This window comes from Sphingopyxis sp. GC21, assembly GCF_025727575.1.
Lineage (GTDB): Bacteria > Pseudomonadota > Alphaproteobacteria > Sphingomonadales > Sphingomonadaceae > Sphingopyxis > Sphingopyxis terrae_A.
The window spans coordinates 2,793,923-2,815,272 of sequence record NZ_CP095845.1 but is presented as its reverse complement, the minus strand read 5'-3'; the positions used below and the strand labels follow the sequence as shown (position 1 = coordinate 2,815,272).

The 21,350-nt window shown below is 65.6% G+C and carries 19 protein-coding genes; 10 read left to right on the top strand and 9 right to left on the bottom strand.

Annotation, left to right across the window (positions count from 1 at the left end; all coding sequences use genetic code 11):
• Positions 1–6 precede the first annotated feature (6 nt).
• Positions 7–666: a 5'-methylthioadenosine/S-adenosylhomocysteine nucleosidase gene (locus MU856_RS13610; RefSeq protein ID WP_062901819.1), complete on the top strand. Its 660-nt coding sequence runs from the start codon at positions 7–9 to the stop codon at positions 664–666.
• Here the strand turns inward: MU856_RS13610 and MU856_RS13605 are convergent.
• On the bottom strand, positions 656–2,386 hold the full coding sequence (locus MU856_RS13605; protein ID WP_263587758.1) for a hypothetical protein: 1,731 nt from the start codon (positions 2,384–2,386) through the stop codon (positions 656–658). The two genes, MU856_RS13610 and MU856_RS13605, sit on opposite strands and share 11 nt — an antisense overlap.
• A 163-nt stretch (positions 2,387–2,549) precedes the next feature.
• Between MU856_RS13605 and typA the strand changes: the two genes are divergently transcribed.
• Both typA and MU856_RS13595 read left to right on the top strand, forming a co-directional pair.
• The gene (typA, locus tag MU856_RS13600) at positions 2,550–4,382 is read left to right on the top strand and encodes a translational GTPase TypA (RefSeq protein ID WP_003050854.1); all 1,833 of its coding nucleotides are present in this window, start codon (positions 2,550–2,552) and stop codon (positions 4,380–4,382) included.
• A 184-nt stretch (positions 4,383–4,566) separates the two neighbouring features.
• Positions 4,567–5,124, top strand: coding sequence for a pseudouridine synthase (locus MU856_RS13595; protein ID WP_062901821.1), 558 nt, complete (start codon positions 4,567–4,569; stop codon positions 5,122–5,124).
• Between the two features lie 72 nt (positions 5,125–5,196).
• On the opposite strand, the gene MU856_RS13590 is transcribed toward MU856_RS13595, so the two are convergent.
• Positions 5,197–6,165, bottom strand: a complete 969-nt coding sequence (locus MU856_RS13590; RefSeq protein WP_263587757.1) for an alpha/beta fold hydrolase — start codon at positions 6,163–6,165, stop codon at positions 5,197–5,199.
• Between the two features lie 72 nt (positions 6,166–6,237).
• Positions 6,238–6,789: a carboxymuconolactone decarboxylase family protein gene (locus MU856_RS13585; RefSeq protein WP_062901823.1), complete on the bottom strand. Its 552-nt coding sequence runs from the start codon at positions 6,787–6,789 to the stop codon at positions 6,238–6,240.
• Positions 6,790–6,901: 112 nt separating this feature from the next.
• On the opposite strand from MU856_RS13585, the gene MU856_RS13580 reads away from it, so the two are divergent.
• The 3 genes from MU856_RS13580 to MU856_RS13570 all read left to right on the top strand — a co-directional run bounded on the left by MU856_RS13580 (position 6,902) and on the right by MU856_RS13570 (position 10,945).
• Entirely contained in the window at positions 6,902–7,834 is a 933-nt protein-coding gene (locus MU856_RS13580; protein WP_062901824.1) for a LysR family transcriptional regulator, read from the top strand.
• 268 nt (positions 7,835–8,102) lie between these two features.
• On the top strand, positions 8,103–9,116 hold the full coding sequence (locus tag MU856_RS13575) for a glutathione S-transferase N-terminal domain-containing protein (protein ID WP_263587756.1): 1,014 nt from the start codon (positions 8,103–8,105) through the stop codon (positions 9,114–9,116).
• Positions 9,113–10,945 (top strand): arylsulfatase, encoded by a 1,833-nt coding sequence (locus MU856_RS13570; protein ID WP_062901826.1) that lies wholly within the window; start codon positions 9,113–9,115, stop codon positions 10,943–10,945. The genes MU856_RS13575 and MU856_RS13570 overlap by 4 nt, the downstream gene beginning before the upstream one ends.
• Here MU856_RS13570 and MU856_RS13565 read toward each other — a convergent pair.
• Positions 10,865–11,803, bottom strand: a complete 939-nt coding sequence (locus MU856_RS13565; RefSeq protein ID WP_062901827.1) for a formylglycine-generating enzyme family protein — start codon at positions 11,801–11,803, stop codon at positions 10,865–10,867. The two genes, MU856_RS13570 and MU856_RS13565, sit on opposite strands and share 81 nt — an antisense overlap.
• The gene (locus MU856_RS13560; protein WP_062901828.1) at positions 11,800–12,444 is read right to left on the bottom strand and encodes a TetR/AcrR family transcriptional regulator; all 645 of its coding nucleotides are present in this window, start codon (positions 12,442–12,444) and stop codon (positions 11,800–11,802) included. Before MU856_RS13560 ends, MU856_RS13565 begins: the two co-directional genes overlap by 4 nt.
• Before the next feature lie 122 nt (positions 12,445–12,566).
• Here MU856_RS13560 and MU856_RS13555 point away from each other — a divergent pair, with 122 nt between their 5' ends.
• Positions 12,567–13,214 (top strand): hypothetical protein, encoded by a 648-nt coding sequence (locus tag MU856_RS13555; RefSeq protein WP_263587755.1) that lies wholly within the window; start codon positions 12,567–12,569, stop codon positions 13,212–13,214.
• 19 nt (positions 13,215–13,233) lie between these two features.
• Positions 13,234–14,880 (top strand): sulfatase-like hydrolase/transferase, encoded by a 1,647-nt coding sequence (locus MU856_RS13550; protein ID WP_263587754.1) that lies wholly within the window; start codon positions 13,234–13,236, stop codon positions 14,878–14,880.
• 29 nt (positions 14,881–14,909) lie between these two features.
• Here MU856_RS13550 and MU856_RS13545 read toward each other — a convergent pair whose 3' ends face one another.
• Both MU856_RS13545 and MU856_RS13540 read right to left on the bottom strand, forming a co-directional pair.
• Positions 14,910–15,356 carry an Lrp/AsnC family transcriptional regulator gene (locus MU856_RS13545; protein WP_040590524.1) on the bottom strand — a complete coding sequence of 149 codons (447 nt, stop codon included), beginning with the start codon at positions 15,354–15,356 and terminating at the stop codon, positions 14,910–14,912.
• Positions 15,356–17,287 (bottom strand): isoaspartyl peptidase/L-asparaginase, encoded by a 1,932-nt coding sequence (locus MU856_RS13540; RefSeq protein ID WP_263587753.1) that lies wholly within the window; start codon positions 17,285–17,287, stop codon positions 15,356–15,358. The genes MU856_RS13545 and MU856_RS13540 overlap by 1 nt, the downstream gene beginning before the upstream one ends.
• A gap of 184 nt (positions 17,288–17,471) precedes the next feature.
• Between MU856_RS13540 and MU856_RS13535 the strand changes: the two genes are divergently transcribed.
• Both MU856_RS13535 and MU856_RS13530 read left to right on the top strand, forming a co-directional pair.
• Positions 17,472–18,668 (top strand): TonB-dependent receptor plug domain-containing protein, encoded by a 1,197-nt coding sequence (locus tag MU856_RS13535; RefSeq protein ID WP_263587752.1) that lies wholly within the window; start codon positions 17,472–17,474, stop codon positions 18,666–18,668.
• A gap of 24 nt (positions 18,669–18,692) precedes the next feature.
• Complete coding sequence (locus MU856_RS13530) at positions 18,693–19,136, top strand: SDR family oxidoreductase (protein WP_230168310.1); 444 nt, start codon at positions 18,693–18,695, stop codon at positions 19,134–19,136.
• A gap of 8 nt (positions 19,137–19,144) precedes the next feature.
• Here MU856_RS13530 and MU856_RS13525 read toward each other — a convergent pair whose 3' ends face one another.
• The gene (locus MU856_RS13525) at positions 19,145–19,702 is read right to left on the bottom strand and encodes a chlorite dismutase family protein (RefSeq protein WP_199259175.1); all 558 of its coding nucleotides are present in this window, start codon (positions 19,700–19,702) and stop codon (positions 19,145–19,147) included.
• A gap of 245 nt (positions 19,703–19,947) precedes the next feature.
• A complete protein-coding gene (locus MU856_RS13520; RefSeq protein ID WP_011997539.1) occupies positions 19,948–21,303 on the bottom strand; it encodes an IS1380-like element ISPme1 family transposase in 1,356 nt (451 codons plus the stop codon).
• Positions 21,304–21,350: the final 47 nt, after the last annotated feature.

The window sequence follows — 21,350 nt, the reverse complement described above, 5'->3', positions numbered from 1 at the left end:
GCGCGGATGGCCCGCATCCTAATCCTCGCCGCGCTGCCCGAAGAGGCCGATGCCGTTTTTCCCGGCCAAGGCGCCGCCGAAGCGGCCGCTTTTGCGCTTCGTTCGCTGTCAGTGCATGAGCATGGCGTAACGATTGCCACCTGCGGTCTCGGAAAGGTCAACGCGGCGCTATGCGCCGGGATGCTCGGCGGCGCGGCCGATCTGCTGGTGATGAGCGGCACCTGCGGCTCGCTCGGCCCCGGACCTGGCGCCTATTGGATCGCCGAGGCGGTGCAGCACGATTATGGCGCGGCCCAGCCCGGTTTGTTCCGCCGCTATCGGGCCGGCGAATGGCCGATCGGCGAAGCGGGCGAGGCGCATTTCGCCGCGATGCCCGACCCCGGCCTGAACCTGCCACATGCGCGCATCGCAAGCGGCGACAGCTTCGTCGCCTGCCCCGACGCCGCGGCCGGACTGGTGCGCGATCTGGGCGCCGCGCTGGTCGATATGGAGGTCGGCGCAGTGGCGCAGGCGGCGATGCGGCTCGGCAAGCCCTGGGCCGCAATCAAGGCGGTGACCGACGACGCCAACGGCGACAGCGCGGGCGACTTCCGTGCCAATCTCGTGCGCGCGGCGCGCATCGCGGGAGCGGCGATCGAGCGTCTGGTCGCGCGGGTCAGCGGCTGAGCGCACCGATGCAGGCCTGCCGCGCGGCGGGAGGCGAAAGATCGTCGAGCGCGAATTCGCGCACCGTTTCGCGGGCTCGCCCCTGCGGCATATAGCGCAGCGTGCGCTTCGTGCCGCCATCGTCGACATCATAGGCGATTTCGCTCTGGCTGTTGCCGATCTCCCCGCCGCTGCGGCCGATCAGCGTCATGCCGTCGCGCATCCCGGCCTGCCATGCCGGGCCGTCCTGGGCGACGCCAGCGATAATGCGGTCGTTCGCGAGCGTCGCGTCGACATCGAAGCCGCGATCGAACACCAGTCGTTCGAATTGGCGCAACGTGCCGCACGCGGCGAGCATGTCGGCGGGCAGCGCAATCGGTTCGCCGCGATCGATGAATCGGGCGATGCCTTCGCCGATCGCCGCGTCGCGGCGCTGCGCCTCGGCACTGAACAGGGTAACAGCATCGCTGCGGGCTGCCGGAGCAGCTGCCTGCATCGCCAGCAGCAGGTTGCGCATCGACGATCCGCCTGGCGCGCGCCGCAGCCGGTCGTCAGCCCAGTGCGCGAAAAGCATCCCGCGCAAATAGGCGAGCCGCTGCGCCTTCTCGTCGGTCCAGAACAGCCGCGCCGCCTCCTTGTTGGGCGCGGCGCGAAGCGGCGAGGCATCATATTCGCGCAGCGCGTCGTTGAACTGCGCAAAATATTGTTCGGGCGTCCACACTCCGGCGCGGACCAGCGCCCGCCACGAGGTGAAATCGGTGAAGCCCTCCGACAGCCAGAATTGCTCGGCTTCGGGCACTGTGTCGGAAAAGCCGCCGATCCGGGCATTGACCCAGCTATGCGCCATTTCATGCGTCATCAGCCGGTCGAGCATCTCGGGCAGCGCGTTGGTCGTCGCAAAAAAGGCGAACGCATCGCCGCGTCCGGTGCCGCCGATCGAGGTTGCGCCGGGTCCCGGCGGCGCGAAGGGAATGATGGTGACGAGGTAGCGCCCGGCGTCGTTGCCCCAATATTCTGACATGGCTGCGGCGACGCGGCGGAAGCTTTGCGTCCAGCCGGCATCGTCGCGTGTTGCAAAGCTACCGCGCACTGCGAGCCGTGCGCCATGTCCTGCATCGATCAGGCGGAAATCGCCGCCGACGGCGATGCTTTCGATCAGGCCATCGACGGTCAGCCCGGGATGTTCGAGGTCGGACGCAAAGCGCGTCCCCGCCGGCATCCCGCGGACCGAAAAGCTTGCCGGGGTATCGCCATCCAGATGTTCTGGCCGCGCCACCACCGCGTCGCCGATCAGGTGGAACCATGTCGGCTGGATGAGCGGGCGATAGTCATTGACGACTTCGCCGTCCTGCAATTGCTCGGCCCGGTTGGCACCGCGCACAAGGTAGCGCAGGACGATCGGGGCGCCGGGAGCGTGCCGCAACGCGATCTTGGCGGGGTCGGACGATGGGGCCAGCGTCGCGCCCTCGGCGCGGATGTCGCCCAGATAATTATAAAGCTTGTCAAAGCCCCCCCATTCGTCCGGCAGATCGACGATGGTGACGCCGCTCGCGGCGCCGCGAAAGCGCAGCGTCACTTCGATCGCGCGGAAACGGCCGTCGGCTGCGACGACCGGCTGATAGGTGAGCGCGAGGCCCGCATCGGGCTCGGCCGCGCTCGAAGGCGTGACGGCGGCGAGGGTGGCAGCTAGGGCAGCGGAAAGGGGGGCGGCGACGATACCGCGAGCGAGGGAGAGGCGCATCGATATTTCCTTGAGCTGAACGCCCATGGTGTATCGCTCGAGCAACACAGTGTCAAATCGGACGCCCGCGCCTCTCTTGTTGCGCCGCAGCACCGCTTCTGTTAGGGGCGCGGCGTTTAGCGGCGCTCCAGGCGCTGCCCCCTTCCATCAAGGCTCCTACCGCATGTCTTTGCGCAATATTGCGATTATCGCACACGTCGACCATGGCAAGACGACCCTCGTCGATCAGCTTTTCCGCCAGTCGGGCACATTTCGGGACAACCAGCGTGTCGAAGAACGAGCGATGGATTCGAACGACCTGGAAAAGGAACGCGGGATCACGATTCTCGCCAAATGTACTTCGGTCGAGTGGGGCGAAGGCGCCGATGCGACGCGCATCAACATCGTCGACACGCCGGGCCACGCCGACTTCGGCGGCGAGGTCGAGCGGATCCTGAGCATGGTCGATGGCGTCATCCTGCTCGTCGATGCCGCCGAAGGCCCGATGCCGCAGACCAAGTTCGTCACCGGCAAGGCGCTGGCGCTCGGCCTCAAGCCGATCGTCGTCGTCAACAAGATCGACCGCAGCGACGCGCGCGCAGCCGAAGTGCTCGACGAAGTATTCGAACTGTTCCTGACGCTCGACGCCAATGACGAACAGCTTGATTTCCCGATCCTTTATGCCTCGGGTCGCGGCGGCTATGCCTCGGAAAGCCCTGACGCGCGCGAAGGCACGCTCGAGCCGCTGTTCAAGACGATCGTGTCGCATGTTCCGACGCCCGGCCTCGACGAAGAGGCGCCCTTCACCTTCCTCGCGACGCTGCTCGACCGCGACAATTTCATCGGCCGCATCCTGACCGGCCGCGTCCAGTCGGGCACGGTCAAGGTCAACCAGCCGATCCACGCGCTCGACATGGACGGCAAGGTCATCGAAACCGGCCGCGCGTCGAAGCTGCTGGCGTTCCGCGGGCTCGACCGCGTTCCGGTCGAGGAAGCGCGCGCAGGCGACATCGTCGCGATCGCGGGCCTGACCAACGCGACGGTCGCGAACACGATCGCCGACACGAGCGTCAGCGAGCCGATCGCCGCGCAGCCGATCGACCCGCCGACGCTGTCGATGCGCTTCGCCGTCAACGACAGTCCGATGGCTGGCCGCGAAGGCAGCAAGGTGACGAGCCGCATGATCCGCGACCGCCTGTACCGCGAAGCCGAAACCAATGTCGCGATCCGCATCACCGAAAGCGCCGACAAGGACAGCTTCGAAGTCGCGGGCCGCGGCGAGCTTCAGCTCGGCGTGCTCATCGAAACAATGCGCCGGGAAGGCTTCGAACTCGGCATCAGCCGCCCCAAGGTGCTGTACCAGACCGACGAGAACGGCCAGCGCACCGAGCCCTATGAAACCGTCGTCATCGACGTCGACGACGAGCATAGCGGCACGGTTGTCGAGAAGATGCAGATCCGCAAGGCCGAGCTGACCGACATGCGCCCGTCAGGCGGCGGCAAGACTCGCATCAGCTTCAGCGGCCCGTCGCGCGGCCTGATCGGCTATCACGGCGAATTCCTGTCCGACACGCGCGGAACCGGGATCATGAACCGCCTCTTCGAAAAATATGGCCCCTACAAAGGCGCGATCGAGGGCCGCAAGAACGGCGTCCTCATCTCGAATGGCGCGGGGGAAGCCGTCGCCTATGCGCTCGGCCCCTTGGAAGAACGCGGCATCCTGTTCGTCTCGCCCGGCGAGGCGCTCTATGAAGGGATGATAATCGGGGAGAATGCGAAGCCCGACGACCTTGAGGTCAACCCGATGAAGTCGAAGCAGCTCACGAACTTCCGTTCGACGGGCAAGGACGATGCGATCCGCCTGACTCCGCCGCGCCGCATGACGCTGGAACAGGCGATCGCCTATATCGACGACGACGAAATGGTCGAAGTGACCCCCGCGAACATCCGCATCCGCAAGGCGATCCTCGATCCGCATGAGCGGAAGAAGGCGAGCCGCAAGAAGGAAGCGGCGTAAGATCAAGGGGGCGGCCAGCGATGGTCGCCCTCTTTCTTTTTGACGGCTTGTCCCAGTCTTTTCCTCGCCTTCGTCATCCCGGGCTTGACCCGGGATCCATCGCAGCGCTGAAGTCATGGACCCCGGATCAAGTCCGGCGTGACGAAGGAAGAGGGAGGCGGGAGGCCATGCGAGGAAAGACGCGGTGAACCGCCTGATCCTGTTCAACAAGCCGTATGGCGTGTTGTCGCAATTTACCGACAAGGGCACGACCGCGCCTGCCGACGGCCCGCGCGCGACGCTGTCAGACTATATCGACGTACCCGGCGTCTACCCCGCCGGCCGGCTCGACCGCGACAGCGAGGGCTTGTTGATCCTGACCGACGACGGCGCGCTGCAGGCGCGGATTTCGTCGCCGCAGCACAAGATGCCCAAAACCTATCTGGCGCAGGTCGAGGGCGAGCCCGACGACGCCGCGCTGGCGGCGCTCGCCCGCGGCGTCACGCTGAACGACGGCCCGACGCGCCCCGCGACCGTCCGCCGCATCGACCCGCCCCAGCTATGGGACCGCGATCCGCCGGTGCGATATCGCAAAAGCGTGCCCGATAGCTGGATCGAACTGACGATCACAGAGGGGCGCAACCGCCAGGTCCGCCGCATGACCGCCGCGGTCGCCTATCCGACGCTGCGGCTGGTGCGGTGGCGGATCGGGGGGTGGGAGATTGGGGATTTGGCGCCCGGAACGTGGCGCGAGATCGCCTGATCGCGCCCGAAGATGCCGGGCGGACGGCTGCGCGCCGCCCACCCGACATCAACCCTTTGCCTGCCTTGCCGCTCAGCGGCCGGCGAAGCTCGCCTTGATTTCGCGGCCGATGGTTGCCGCATTTTCGTCGATCACGAAATGGCCAGCGTCGAGCCAGACGAGGCGCGCGCCGGGCAAGTCGCGCTTGTAGGCCTCTGCCCCCGGTGCGATGAAGATCGGATTGCTTTTGCCCCACAGGATAAGCGTCTTCGGCTGATATTGGCGGAACAGCGCGTGCCATTTGTCATAGGACGCGACATTGGACCGATAATCCTCGAACAGGTCGAGCTGGATGGCATCATTGCCCGGCCGGTCGAGCAGCGCCTGGTCGATCACCCAATTGTCGGGATTGATCGCCGCCGGGTTTTTCGCGCCATAGCTATACTGGAACTTGGTGGTGTCGAGCGTGAGAAGCGTGCGCGCCGCGGCTTCCGATGCAGCGTCACGCTGTTGGCCGATGGGGAGCAGCGCCTGCTTCACCGGGTCGCCGACGCCGTCGAGATAGGCATTGGCGTTCTGGATCACGAACCCTTTCACATGCGTTGGCCGCTGCGCGAAGAGGCGAAAGCCGACCGGCCCGCCATAATCCTGCATATAGAGAACATAGGATTGGAGCCCGAGCTGATCGATCAGACCGGCGACATGCGAGGTGAGATTGTCGAAATTATAATCGAACTCTGCGGCGGATGGGGCGTCGGACTGGCCGAAGCCCACATAGTCGGGGGCGATGATGTGAAATTTGTCGGCCAGCTGCGGGATCAGGTCGCGATACATCTGGCTGCTGCTGGGAAAGCCGTGAAGCAGCAGGATCGTGGGCGCGGCCGGGTCGCCGGCTTCGCGGTAGAATATTTTGCGGCCGTTGACCGTCGCAAAATGATAGCTGGTGGGATGCGCGGACGCGGCTGTCGCGGCCGGAGCAGCTGGTGCCGCCTCGGCGGCCAGCGGGGCTGCGGCAGAAAGCGCGACCGCGGCCGCGTGGATCAGTTTGGAAGATTGGGTCATGAGAATTCCTGTTGATGGAATGTAGGGAGGGCACGGACCGGATACCGGGTTGCGGAGCCCGTTACCTGAAGATCAGGCCGAGGTTCGGGCGCGCACCACGGGGAAGTCGATTTCGGTGCCGAAGGCTTCGTTGACGTAGTTGGTGAAGCTGTTGAGCGCGACGTGCAGGACGATTTCCAGCGCCTGCGCGTTGGTGTAACCGGCCTCGCGAAGCGCCAAGACTTCGGCCTCGGTGACATGGCCGCGGTTGTGCGCGAGCGCTGCAGCGAAGCGAACGGCGGCATCGGCAACCGGATCATTCGAAGCCCCGCTCCGGTTTGCGGTCATTTCGGCATCGTCGAGCTTGGCGAGATTGCGACCGAGATAGCTGTGCGCCGACAGGCAATAGCTGCAGCCGTTGATCTCTGCGATGGCCAGCGCGATACGCTCGCGCGTTGCGGCGGGCAGGCTTCCCTTGCCGAGCGCGCCCATCAGGCCGACATAGCCTTCGAGCGTCTCAGGGCTGGTCGACACCAACCGGAACAGGTTGGGTACACTGCCGAGTTGGGCCTGCACGGCCTGGAGCATCGCCTGCGATGCGACCGGGGCGGCTTCGACAGTGGCGGGGGTGGGAATCAGGGACATTAGGTGGACCTTTCGTCTGGGCCGGATTTGGCCTGGCCGCGAAGTAGGTCCTCCTGATTTTCGAGAGTATGGGTCAATTGCGCAAACCATCCTTCCGTAATATGGAAGGAAAATGGATCGTTTCGAGGCTATGCGGACGCTTGTCGCTGCCATCGACGGGGGCAGCCTGTCGGCGGCCTCGCGTGCGCTCGGCATCCCGCTCGCGACCGTGAGCCGGCGGGTATCGGATTTGGAGGCGCGGCTCGGCACCCGCCTGGTCGTTCGCACGAGCCGCAAACTGATACCGACCGAGGAGGGCGCCGCTTTCCTCGTGGCGGCGCGGCGCGTTCTGGAAGATCTGGGCGAGGCGGAGCGCGTTGCCTCGGGCGAATATCGGGCCCCGCGCGGGGAGTTGCTGGTCACGGCACCGATCATGTTCGGCAAATTGCACGTCGCGCCGATCGTCCATGACTTCCTGTCCGCCTATCCCGAGGTCACTGTGCGACTCGTGCTGGCCGATACGCTGGTCGACCTGGTCGAAAATCACGTCGATGTGGCGGTGCGGATAGGAAAGCTGCCCGACAGCAGCCTGATTGCGCGGCGGGTGGGCACGGTGCGATGGTTGATCTGCGCCAGCCCCCACTATCTTTCCTATAACCCGGCGCCGAGCGCGCCGGGGGATTTGGTCCGCCACGACTGCATCGCTTTCGAAGGTTTCCAGACCTATCGCCAATGGCCATTCCTTGCCGGGACGCATCCATTGTCGGTGACGATCCGGCCGCGTTTTTCGGTCAACACCGCCGACGCGGTCATTGACGGGGCCATCAACGGACTGGGGATTGCCCGAATCATGTCCTATCAGGCGTCGCAAGCCGTCGGTGACGGCGCCTTGGTGCCGGTGCTCCAAACCTTCAGCCCGCCGCCGATCCCCGTCCATCTCGTCCATGCCGCCCAGACGCTGCAACCGCTGAAGCTGCGCGCATTCATGGATTTCGTCATTCCGCGCCTCGAACGCGCGCTCGCGCGCATAGACCGGGTTCTTGACCCGCCGGGCAAATCTGATTGAGCCGAGGGAGCGGCAGCGTACCTCACGCTCTCTTCTGCAAAGCGCCGCTATGCGAATGCGAGGGACCGCTCAACTGAGGGTAGTTCATGCCTTTGACGCAGGAAATTCGAGTGCGCGCTGAATATGCGGCCCTCGTCACCCTTTCCGGCGCCATGCAGGGCCGCGTCCCACACGCTCCCCTGATTTGTCCGTGTGGCTGTCCGGGACGCCGCCCATTGCGCTCGCCGATATATTGGCATAGCATATGTCAAAACATGGGGAGGGACGGGTGAACGTACGGCCTTATGAAGTCCATGGTGCGCTGGGTTCGCCCTATTCGATGAAGATTCGCGCGGCGATGCGCTATCGCCGTTTGCCCCATATCTGGGTGCATGGCGCCGCGACGCAGGGCGGGGCGCTGGCGCATGTCCGCGCGCCGGTGATCCCGGTGGTGCGCTTTCCCGACGATAGCTGGCACAATGATTCGACCCCGCTCCTCTATCTGCTCGAGGATCGCCATCCGGGCAGCCGTTCGGTGGTGCCGCCCGATCCCGCGCGCGCCTTTCTGGCGCATCTGATCGAGGATTTCGCTGACGAATGGCTGACCAAGGCGATGTTCGGCTATCGCTGGCAGGCCGAGGTCGACCAGCTTCAGATGAGTCGCTGGCTGGCCTTCGACGCGTTCAAGGGCGGCGGTGCGGAGCAGCGCGAGCGCTTTGCGGCGAGCTTTCGCGAGCGGCAGGTGGGGCGCCTGGCGATCGTCGGCTGCACGCCGGCGAATTTCCCGCTGATCGAAGCGTCGACCCGCGCGGTGCTCGCGGCGCTGGAGACGCATGTCCAGGACCGGCACTGCCTGTTCGGCACGCGGCCATCGCTCGCCGAATTCGGCCTCTTTGGCCAATTGTCGCAGTTCGGCGTCGATCCGACCGCGCAGGCGATGATGCGCACCGACTATCCCTTTGCCTATCGCTGGCTTTCGCACATCGATGACATGTCGGGGATCGACGGCGAATGGGACGCGGCCGATGCGCGGCTGCCGCCCGTGGTCGATGCGCTGCTGGCGGTGGCGGGCGCGGTCTATCTGCCCTTCTTGCGGGCGAATGCGGCGGCACTGGAAAAGGGGGAGGCGATGATACGGTTCGAGGCGATGGGGCATGGCTATGACCAGGGGGTGTTCAAATATCAGGCGAAATGCCTTGCCGACCTGCGCATGCGCTACGCGGCGCTGAACGACGCGGCGCGCGCCGCGGTCGATCCGCTGCTCGAGCGGACTGGCTGCCTGCCCGCGCTGGTGTCGGCATGAGGCGCGCGTTCGCCGCCGGGATCGCCGCTGCGCTGGTCGCGGCGCCGCTGGCCGCGCAGACCGCGGTGCCGACCGCGCCCGCAGCGCCGCGCCATCCCAATATCGTCATCCTGCTGGCCGATGACTGGGGTTTTTCGGATGTCGGCGCTTTCGGGGCCGAATTCGCGACCCCGAACATCGACGCGCTGGCGCATGCCGGGATGCGCTTTTCCAATTTCCATGTGTCGGGTTCCTGCTCACCGACGCGCGCGATGCTGCAGACGGGGGTGATGAACCACCGCGCCGGGTTGGGCAATATGCCCGAGACGATCCCCGACGCGCACCGCGGCAAGCCGGGGTACGAGACGGTGATGAACCACAGCGTCGTCACGATCGCGGAAATGCTGAAGGCGGCGGGCTATCGCACCTATCTGACCGGCAAATGGCATCTGGGCAGCGATCCGACGCGGCTTCCCGAAGCGCGCGGCTATGATCGCGCCTTCAGCCTGGCCGATGCGGGCGCCGACAATTTCGATCAGGAGCCGATAAAGGGCCTCTACGACAAGGCGAACTGGACCGACAATGGCAAGCCGGGGGTGCTGCCCAAGGATTATTATTCGTCGCGCTTCGTCGTCCAGAAGATGATCGATTATATCGACTCCGACCGCGCGAGCGGAAAGCCGTTTTTCGCGTCGGTCAATTTCCTAGCAAACCATATTCCGGTGCAGGCGCCCGACAGCGATATCGCGCGCTATCAGGCGATGTATCGCGAAGGCTGGACCGCGCTGCGCGCCGCACGGGCCAAGCGCGCCGCGGCGCTCGGCATCATGCCCGCGGGCGCGCCGATGGTGACGATGGCGACCACCCCCGACTGGCAAAAGCTGGACAGCGACGAACGCAAGGCGGCGGTCCGCGTCATGCAGGCCTATGCCGGGATGGCGACCGCCGCCGACCGCGAGATCGGGCGCCTTGTCGCGCATCTGAAGGCGACGGGCGATTACGACAATACGATCTTCGTCTTTCTGTCGGACAACGGCCCCGAACCGACCAACCCCTATAACCGGCTGCGCAACCGGCTGTTCCTGGGGATGCAATATAACACGTCGATCGGCAACATCGGCCGCCGCCACAGCTTCAGCGCCATCGGTCCGGGCTGGGCCAGCGCGGCTGCGGCGCCGCTATCGGGGTACAAGTTCAGCGCGACCGAGGGCGGGCTGCGCGTACCGCTGATAATCGCCTGGCCCGGCCATCCGCAGGTGCGCGCGGGCGCGATCTCGAAGGGGCTCGCGCATGTCACCGACATCGTCCCGACGCTGACCGACCTCGCCGGCGTGCCGGGTCACGGCGGCAGCTGGAGCGGGCGGACGGTCGAGCCGATCGCGGGGCGCAGTCTGGTGCCGATGCTGGCAGGCGGCGCGGGCAGCGTTCATGGCGACGCGCCGATTGGTTATGAACTGTCGGGCAATGCCGCGCTGTTCCGGGGGGATTACAAGTTGGTGCGCAATCTGCCGCCGACGGGCGACGGTCAATGGCGACTGTTCGACATCGCCAGCGACCCCGGCGAGACGCGCGATCTGGCCGCCGCGATGCCCGATCGCTTTGCGGCGATGAAGGCCGATTATGCGGCGTTCGCCAAGACCAACCAGGTGCTCGAAATGCCGGCGGGTTACACCGCCGACGAACAGATCAACCTTTATGCGTGGCGGCAACAGGGCCGCAAGCGGGCGATCCAGGCCGGACTGGTGCTCGGCGGGGCGATCGTCGCGCTGTCAGCCCTCTTGTGGCTTTTCGTCCGGCGGCGGCGGGCGCGCGGTGTCGATCAGGCGAATGCCAACATGATCGGTACCTAGCGAGCGTTCTTGAAACTGGCGCGCGGCGGGGCGATAGCGCGCGCAATAATTCGCCGCGCACAGAAAGCTGCCGCCCTTGATGACATTGCGGTCGGGGTCGATCGCGCTTGCCGTCCATTCCCAGACATTGCCGATCAGGTCGTGGACGCCGTGCTTGTCGGCGGGGAAGCAGGCGACGGGCGCGCGGCTCTTGAAGCCGTCGGTGCCGAGGTCGCGGACCGGGAACACGCCCTGATAATAGTTGGCGGTCGGCTTGCCGTTTGCATCGACGGGAACATCGCGCCGCGCGCCGCCGGTTGCAGCGGCAAGTTCCCATTGCGCCTCGTCGGGCAGCGCCTTGCCCTTCCAGTGCGCGTAGGCGAGCGCGTCCTCGTAGCCGACCTGGACCACCGGGTCGCGATCGCGGCCGGCGATGCCGGTCTTCGGTCCTTCGGGATGCCGCCATTCGGCCCCGACGACCCAGCGCCACCAGTTGGGATTGCCGTCAGTCGGCGCTGTAAACACCGCCGATCCGGGGATCAGCATGTCGGGCGGCGCACCGGGCAGTTTCGGCGGGTCTTTCTCGGCAAGCGTCTTGTAGCCGGTCGCCTTCACGAATTCGGCGAATTCGGCGTTCGTCACCTCATGCGTTGCCATCCAGAAACCCTTGACCGAAACCTCGCGCGCCGGTGCCTCTTCGGGCAGCGTCGCGTCGGCGCCCATGGTGAAGGTCGCGCCGGGTATCCAGACATAGTCGCGCGCCGGCATCGGCGGGCAGGTCGGGGTCTGCGCTTCGGCATGCTGTTCGGTCTTTTTGGCGCCGCATGCGGCCAGGGCGCCCAGCGCGGCGAAAGCGATCAGCGCTGCGCTGCGCTTCACCGATCGCCGCCTTGCGGAAGCGCGGCAAGCAGCGCTTCGACCATATGCGCGGTGACGGTCCCCGCTTCTTCGGCCGGCAGGCCCTGGTCGTGCCGCAACGCGCGCCAGTTCTGGAAGGAGAGGGTGGCACATAGCGCCTCCGCCGCCACCTTGTTCGCAAGGACAGGCGCGGGCAGCAGGCGCATTACCAGTTCGCGCTCGACCGTGATGACGCGGCCATATTCGGCCATCAGAAAGGGCGACTGATAGCGCTTGATATTGGCCGCGAGCCGGAACGGCAGCATCGTTTCGAACACGCGGACGCGGCGGCGGGCGAGATCGCGCATGTTCGCACGCCAGTCGTTGTCGAGATAGGGGGCGGTGACGATCGGCATCACCCGTTCGGCGATCGTCGCCGAAATCTCGCTATAGAGCGAATCCATATCGTCGAAATGGCGGAAAACGGTGCGAATGCCGATCCCGGCTTCGTCGGCGACGCGCGCCGCGCTGGGCATCAGGTCGCCGCCAGCGATCAGCTCCATCATCGCCTTGACGATGCGTTTGTGGCTCGACCGGCTGCGTTCGCGCCGACCATCGATCCGGGGCGTCTCGCTCGCCGGATTCGCCTTTGCCTCGCCCTCCGCTTTCGCCGTTGTCGTCATGTCCTCCCCGCTGGCGCAGCTTGGCGCCGTGGTCAATGCCCGCTTCGAAGCATCTTGCGCCGCGCCCGATATAATGACACATATAGTGCCAATAGTTTCGGGGCAACCGAAGAGTCGGGGGAATGATGGGGGAGCAGGCTTTTCTTGTCGGCGCGATTTGGGCGGGCGCGTTGCTGCTCTGGCTCGCCTTCCTGCTGTTCTACGATGGGTTCCACCGCCCGCTGACGCGCGCCGAGATCGACGCCTTTCTGGGCACGCTCGGCGATCGCATGGAGGAAACGGGCAACGACAGCGCCCGCCTGCGCGCTTTTCTGGAGGACGACGACGGACGCGAATTCGTCATGGTCAATCTTGTCCGCACGCGGCCGGGCCAAGTCACCGATCCCGCCAGCGGCGAGACGCGCGCGGGCAGCGAATGGCTGCGCCGCTATTCGGACCCCTTCGTGCGCGGGCTGATCGCGCGCGGCGGGCATCCGCTCTATGTCGGCGCCAAGGTCGGCGGCTATATCGACGCGTGGAACACACCCGCCGACCCCGGCTGGTCGCTGGTCGGCACGATGCGATACCGCAGCCGCCGCGATCTGATCCGCATGGCGGCCGATCCGGCCTTTCGCGCCGTGCATCCGAACAAGACACTGGGGATCGAGACGACCTTCTCTTTCCCGACGCAGCGACAGATCGCCTTTTATGCCAGCCCGCGGGTCACGGTGGGGCTGGGGCTCGCGCTCGCTGCGGCGCTTGCGCATATCGCGCTTTTGACATGGGCTTAGAGGGGGCCGGAGGGGACCGATGAAGAAACGCTGGATTGCATTGGGCGTCGTCGCGCTGATCGGCGCGGGTGGCTATTGGGGTTTTCAGGAGAATAAATATCGTCTGCCCGGGATGATCCAGGATTGGCGCGACCCGGTGCAGCCGAACCACGCGGTGGTCTGGCAGCAGGGGCCGGGTGCGGCCCCCGTCACCGCGCCGGGGACCAAGCGCCCGCCCAACATCATCCTGATCGTCGCCGACGATCTGGGCTGGAACGACATCAGCCTGAACGGCGGCGGCGTTGCGGGCGGGATCGTCAAGACGCCCAACATCGACGCGCTGGCACGTCAGGGGCTGAACTTCACCACCGCCTATGCCGCGAACGCCACCTGTTCGCCGTCGCGCGCGGCGATGATGACCGGCCGCTATCCGACTCGCTTCGGTTTCGAGTTCACCGCGGTGCCGACCGCCTTTGCCGAGAATCTGGCGCATGGCGGCGGCCTTGGCCCGCTGAAGGCGGTATTCCACAAGGAACTGATCACCGACGATATTCCCGACTATCCCGACATGGGCGTCCCGCCGAGCGAAATTACCATTGCCGAAGCGGTGAAGGCGGCGGGATATCACACCATCCACATCGGCAAATGGCATCTGGGCGAAGCGCCGCGCTTGCAGCCCAATGCGCAGGGTTTCGACGAAAGCCTCGCGATTCTGGCGGGGGGCGCGAAATTCCTGCCCGACGACGATCCCGATACGGTCAACGCCAAGCTGCCGTGGGATCCGATCGACCGTTTCATCTGGGCCAATCTGCGCCACGCCGTCACCTTCAACGGCGGCAAGCGCTTTCATCCCCAGGGGCATATGACCGACTATTTCGCCGCCGAAGCCGAAAAGGCGATCGAGGCGAACAAGAACCGGCCCTTCTTCATGTATCTGGCGTTCAATGCGCCGCACACGCCGTTGCAGGCAACGCGCGAGGAATATGACCGGCTGCCGCAGATCAAGGATCACAAGACGCGCGTTTACGGAGCGATGATCGCGCAGCTCGACCGCCGCATCGGCGATGTCATGGCGAAGCTCAAGCAGGCGGGGATCGACGACAATACGCTTGTCATCTTCACCAGCGACAATGGCGGGGCCTGGTACACCGGCATCCCGCACCTCAACGCGCCCTATCGGGGATGGAAGGCGACCTTCTTCGAGGGCGGCATCCGCACGCCCTTCTTCATGCGCTGGCCGGGCCATATCGCGCCGGGTTCTACCCGCGCCGACGTGACCGGGCATATCGACATATATTCGACGATCGCCGCCGCGGCGGGGGCGAAGGTGCCGACCGATCGCATCGTCGACAGCCAGAATATCCTTGCCGGGCCGGCGCATCGCCAGGAGATGTACTGGCGTTCGGGCGACTATCGCGTCGTGCGCGCGGGCGACTGGAAATTGCAGGTAACGAAGCGGCCCGAAAAGGTTCGCCTCTATAATGTCGCTATCGATCCGACCGAACAGCATGATGTGTCGGCGCAGGAGCCGCAGCGCGTCGCACAGCTTCGTGCGATGATCGAGGCGCAGAACAAGGGGATGGCCAAGCCGATCTGGCCGGGGCTGATCGAGGGGCCGGTGCGGATCGACGTGCCGCTCAACGCGCCGTGGAAGGACGGGCAGGATTATATCTACTGGACCAACTGACCGGTTCGGTCGTCGCCGGAGGGAAGGGGTCAGCGTTCGATCTTGGTCACCAATATGACCGACGTCGTCGTGCGTTCGACCCCGTCGAGCAGGCCGATCTCGTCGATCAGCTCGTTGAGCAGGGCGCTGTCCTCCGCTTCCAGCATCGCGATGATGTCATATTCGCCGCTGATCGCGTGGATCGCCTGAACCTGGGTAAAGCCGGCGAGGGCGGCCTCGACCTCGCGGTGATAGCGCGGCAACGTCTTGATCATCATATGGGCGCGGACGCGGCCGGCGGCAAAGGCTTGTCCCAGCCGCACCGTATAGCCCGCGACGATATTATCCTCTTCCAGCCGCGCGAGCCGCGAATAGACCTGGCCGCGCGAGATGCCGAGTTCCTTCGCAAGCTGTGCGATGGTCTGGCGCGCATCGTCGCGCAGCAGGGTGAGCAGGCGATCGTCGATCTCGTCGAGACTGACGGTCATCGGCGCCATCAGTCCGCCCATGCCTCGTCAGCGAAGATCGCCGTCTGTGGTTCCGCCCCGGCCGTCATCCGGCCACGATACATGCCAAGGTCGTTGAGTGCAAAGACCGGGCGGCCGTCGGGGCCCATCGCGATCAGGCCGCCGTCGCCGCCGATCGCACCGACCGCCGCGATGGTCGCCTGCGCCGCGTCGTTCAGGCTTTCGCCTTTCCACGCGACGCGGTCGCAGACCTGCCGCGCCGCGCTTTCGCGGATGAAATATTCGCCCGATCCCGTCGCCGAAACCGCGCATCGGCCGTTGCTGGCATAGGTGCCCGCGCCGATGATCGGCGAATCGCCGATGCGGCCCCAGCGCTTGCCGGTCATGCCGCCGGTCGAGGTTGCGGCGGCGAGATTGCCGTTGACATCGATCGCAACCGCGCCGACGGTGCCGAACAGATGCGTCGGGTCGAGCGCGGCCTGATGCTTCTTGCGCCAGGCGAGCAACTGCTGCCACCGCTGATCCGTCCGGAACCAGGCGGGGTCGACCTGTTCGAGCCCCTGTTCGACCGAGAAGCGGTCGGCGCCGTCGCGCGCCAAGAGAACGTGCGGGCTCTTGTCCATCACCGCGCGGGCAAGGTCGATCGGGTGACGGGTGCGCGTGACACCCGCGACGGCACCGGCCTTGAGCGTGGCGCCGTCCATGATCGCGGAATCGAGTTCGTTGGTCCCCTCGGCGGTGAACACGGCGCCGCGACCGGCATTGAAAAGCGGATTGTCCTCGAGCACGCGCACCGCCGCCGCGACCGCGTCGAGCGCCGGGCCGCCCTTGTCGAGCACCGCCGATCCGGCGCGCAGCGCGGCGTCGAGGCCGGCGCGATAGGCGGCTTCCTTGTCGGGGGTGAGCGAGCCGGGCTTGATGACCCCGGCGCCGCCATGGATCGCGAGCGACCAGCGCGGCACCTCGACCAGTTCGCCCGCGCGCGCGGCATAGTTGCGCACGAACACCGGCGCATCGACGCGGCCCGAGGGCAGGTGAACGACCGAGCCCGGCCCGACCCCCGTCACCTTCACCCGCGGCACATCGAGCGGCCTGCGGTCGCTGACGTTGCGCAGTTCCGATCCGTCCACGACCCAGGCATAGCCGTCGGGTGCGGTCGCATAGATGCGCCCCGACCCGTCGGGTTCGACCGCGAGCGCGGCGCTTTCATCGACGCCGAGCCCGATCATCGCGGGCGCGTCGGCAGCGCGTCCGACCTGCGCCTTGGCGACGAAGGCGAAAAGGCGGCCGAGCCGGTCGCGTTCCTTGAAATGCGTATCGGTGACGATGCCCTTGAGCAGCGCCAGGTGCAGGAATTCGCCTTCGATGGTGTTAGCGGGGCCGAGCGGATCGGCGAGCGCCTCAGGACTCTTGATGCTGCCGTCGTCCATCGCGCCATAGAGTTTTTCGCCCTGCATCGCGAGGCCGGCGCTGGTCCCGGCGAGCGGCTTGCCCGCCGCGACATGCGCGTCGATGATCTCGTTGACCGGCGTGCCGCGCCAGAAGCGCACATATCGCGACTGGTCGCCGCCGGCGATGAAGATGCCGTCGGCCTTGCGCAGCCGGTCGAGAATCTTCTTGTCGGTCGCTTGCGAACGCGCGTGGAAAACGAAGATTTCGACCGACTGGATGCCGCCGATGTCGCGATAGAATTCCTCGCCGATTTCCTTGCCGTAAGAAGCGCTGAGGACGACGATGTGGCCCTTTCCGGCCTTGCCGAAGAACCATTTCATCGCGTCGATATTCCGGTCGCCTCCGCCCATCAGCAGCAGTCCGCCCGATACCGGACCCGGCGTCGGCGTGTTCAGCGCGCCATAGACATAATGTTCGTAGGGCTGGTCTTTCGCCGCCGCTGGCGGCGCGGCGAGAAGGAGCGCGTACAGCAGTGCGGTGATCCATTTGAACAGTCTGATCGGCGGCATCAGCATATCTCCTTCGGCAACTCTGATCGATGGATGTTACATAATCGACACGCAAAATGACAATATGATTCCTGTTTTAGTCATAATGATTGAAATTTTCGGTCCGTTCTGGCTGATAGGGCGCGTCTCGTGACAGGGCATTGGGGGCGCCGATTCGCGCCGCAGACAGGATAGGGGCTTTTCGATGGAACATCTCGGCCGACGGTCGCTTCGCATCATTCTAGGGCTGGGCGTCTGCCTTCCCGCGCTCGCCACGCCGGCGCTGGCGCAGGACGCGTCGGACGAGGGCGCGGTGCAGGAGATCATCGTCACCGGTTCGCGCATTCCCACGATAAAGGATCAGGGGCCGTCGGCGGTCACGACCATCGATTCCGATGCGATCCGCGCCAACGGCTATACCAGCGTCCCCGAACTGCTCGCGGCGATGACCCAGAACAGCGGCGAGACGCAAAGCCCGCAGTCGGGCAGCAGCGCCGACTTCACCCCCGGCGCGCAGCAGGTCGACCTGCGCGGGCTTGGCCCCAACCACACGCTCGTGCTCGTCAACGGGCGCCGCATCGCCGATTTCCCGCTGCCCTATATCGGCCGCAGCAACTTCACCGACATTTCGAATATCCCGGTGGGGCTGATCGACAAGGTCGAGATATTGTCGGGTGCAGCCTCGGCCATTTATGGTTCGGACGCGATTGCGGGCGTCATCAACTTCAAGATGAAGGAAAATCTGGACGGCCTGACGCTCGACTATCGCCACGGCCGCACCCAGCATGGTGGCGGCATGTCGCATCGCTTCACCGCGACCGGCGGCTGGTCGACCGACCGTTTCAGCATCGCGGCCGGTATCGAATATCTCGACCAGCGTCCGCTGTGGGCTTATGATCGTTCGATCCAGGACAGCACCGACGACAGTCCCGGCAGCACGATCGCGCGCCGCACCTTCCTGCGCTACAGCATCGAAAACGACAGCTATATCGATCCGGGTCCGGCGGCCTGCGCCGGGGTTGCGAACCTCAACGGCGGTTCGACCATCTATACGTCGCGTCCGCGCTACGGCGATTATGATCCGGCGATCGACGATTACGGCCCCGGCTATTACTGCGGCAGCAAGACGTCGATCGGCTACGGCACGATCGTTTCGGGTCGCAAGGGCTTCAACAGCTTCGGCACGATGTCGTACGAGCTGTCGGACAATGCCAAATTGTTCGCCGACTTTCAGTTCGGAATCAGTAAGGTCCGGCTGATGTACGACGTCACGAGCTGGGCGTTCGAAAGCTCGTCGTCGAGTTCGGACAACAGTTTTTACGCGATCTTCTCCATCTCCTTGAGCGCGGTCCCGGAGGACTCGCCCGGCGCCGCCTGGCCGGAGATGGTCAGCGACGGATAGCCATTATACGGCATCGCCCATACCGTGGGCGGCTTCGCCTCGGCCGCCGCCGCCGAGGGAGGCCCCGATCTCTGGGAGCAGATGTACCGGTTGAACGTCCTGACCACGCTCAACATCTTCCGGGCCGCGCTGCCGCCCATGTGCGCAGCCGGTCGCGGCAGCCTGCTGGCCATCGGCGCCGGTGCGGCCGTGAAGGCGCCGTCGGGGCTTGGCGCCTATGCCGGTGCCAAGAGCGCCGTCCATCGGCTTGTCGAGAGCTTCGCCGACGAGCTCAAGGCCGACCGCATACGCGTCAACGCGATCCTGCCCAGCATCATCGACACCCCGCAGAACCGGGCGGCCATGCCCGACGCCGACCACACCGCCTGGGTGCGGCCGCGTGAGATCGCCGACGCCATCGCCTTCCTGCTCGCCGAGGATGCCAGCGGCGTCACCGGTGCGTTCATTCCGGTGTCGGGGCGGGTCTGAGGCTTCGCTTAGACAGGCTCGGTCCGGACAAGCCGGACATCGACCTCGCGCTCAACGAAATCCCATTCCCGCGTCGCTCGCAGCCGCGCCAAAAGCCTGTCGAACGCCGGCTCATCGGCCGGTGCGAACTCGAACCAGGTCAGGAAATCGAACGGCTCGCCGAGGTCGCGGCTGTGGTGCAGCCGGCGCGCGATCGCCGGAAGGTACTCCATGCCGATCGCCGTGTGCTGCGAGGTCTCTTCGAAGATCGCGCGTCTGTCATCCTGCGCGAGGTCCCACCAGGCCGCCGACTTTTTGATTGGGATCAGGGCTGCATGGGTCGCCTGTCGGCGGTCGAGGCCCTCCTGGCGCGCCCTCAGGCCGGCCACCTCGTCTCGCGTCGCATAGCGGAGGTTGCTGACCGTGCCGAGCAGGCGCCAACTTGTAGGGTCATCGATCGGGCCGGGCTCCCAGGGGTGGATGGTCAGGGCCTCGGCCGGTGCGAGGCCGGCGCCGCGATAGGCCGCGATCGAGGAGATACGCCAGTCTCCGTGCGCTCCGGCGCTGAAGGCATAGGTCGACGCCATGGCGGTCCCGATCTTGCTAATCACCCGACATTCCCCAAGTGGCCCGCCGCTTGACTTCAAGATCGCCTGATTTTGCTCGCTGGGCAAGCGTTTTTCGCCCCGAGCGGTGTCTGTCGTCGCGCAAACGGCCGAAGTCGGGTGGATCAAGCCTCGAACCCGCAGCATTCTGGCCCGGCAGAGCCGCTTTTCCGCGCGGCAGACGGACCTGTCCTGCCGCTTTCGTTCAGCTTGGGCATGGATCGTGGTCATGCGCATGACGGAGGCGTTCGAAGACGGCGGATGGCGGCAAGGACGGCCCGCACCATCGGGCCGGTGACGGCGACCTCGGCCAACTGGAAGGTAATGGCGCGGGCGTGGCGGACGACGCGGGCGCCGATCTTGATCAGCTTGAGTTGCAGGCTGGTCAACGACCAGTCCGCCATGGCCTCGGGCAGTTCGATGCAGCGCAGGAAGGTTGCCAGGTTGTAGGCCAGCGCGTGCAGTTGCAGCCGCACCTCGTTGTGCCGGAACTTCCGGCATGACAGCCGCGTCCAGCGAAAGGCATATTTGCCTTCCTTGATGTGCTGCTCTGCGGTGCCGCGCTGGTTGTAGAACCTCACCACCCAGTCTGGCTCCATCGGCAGGTTGGTGACGATGAAGCCGACTTTGGGGAACAGCTCGCCCGGATGCCATTCGATCTTGGCGATGACGCGGCGCGGCTTGTCCCAGGACGCCGCCTGATACTCGAAGTCCTCGAAGAACCGTTTGACCTTGGTCAGCGAAGGCCGTCCCACGGGCCGTGTCAGCCGATGCGCGATCTTCTCGCGCAAGACGGCGTTGGCGGGCAGACGGATGGCGTAGAAGAACCTGGCTTCTTCCAGCCGCATATAGATCGCGGGGATCGCGTAGGCAGCGTCGGCCCGGAAGAAGCGTCCACCAAGGTCGCGGCCAGCATATCGGGCAATGACGGGATCAAGGACATCCCGCCAGCCATCGGCGCTGTGGACATTGCCGTTACGCAGGGCGCAGCGCTCCAGCATGCCAAACTGGTTGAACAAGAAGATGGGGTGATAGCAGGTGCAGTCGAAATGCCCGTTCCAGGCAGTACCTTCCTGATCGCCGTGGGTGGGGCTGACCGAGCTGTCCATGTCCAGCACGATGTATTTCAACCCGTTGCGGTCATGAAACCGGTCGATCCATTGGCCGTTCAGATCGGCCAGCGCCGCCCGGTTCGCGGCCAGAGCCAGCGTCTCGGTCTCGAACCGTCCCATCTGCGATGCCGAAGCAGCTTGCGCCTCGACGGCCCTGCCGCCAACGACCTGACGCATCACGGGATCGAGGGCCAAGCGGTCGGCATCGTTCACATCCTCGTATCCGGCCAGTCGTCCGAACACCGATTGCCGGAACAATCCGTCAAGCCGATGGAGCGTGTTCTTCCCGGTGCGGCTGTCTCGCAGCGCCTCCGACGCCAGATTGGACAGGCCGAGCACGTCATCAAGCTCGCGCATCACCAGCAGGCCACCGTCTGAACTGATCTGCGCACCACGGAACTCCAGACGCACACGGCGGTCGAAATCAACCCGATCTCCCCGCGCCAAGCCCGCACCCTCCAGGTGATCCATGAAACGCGCCCCTCGCAGCCGTCAACGCCATGATTTATATGCGAAAT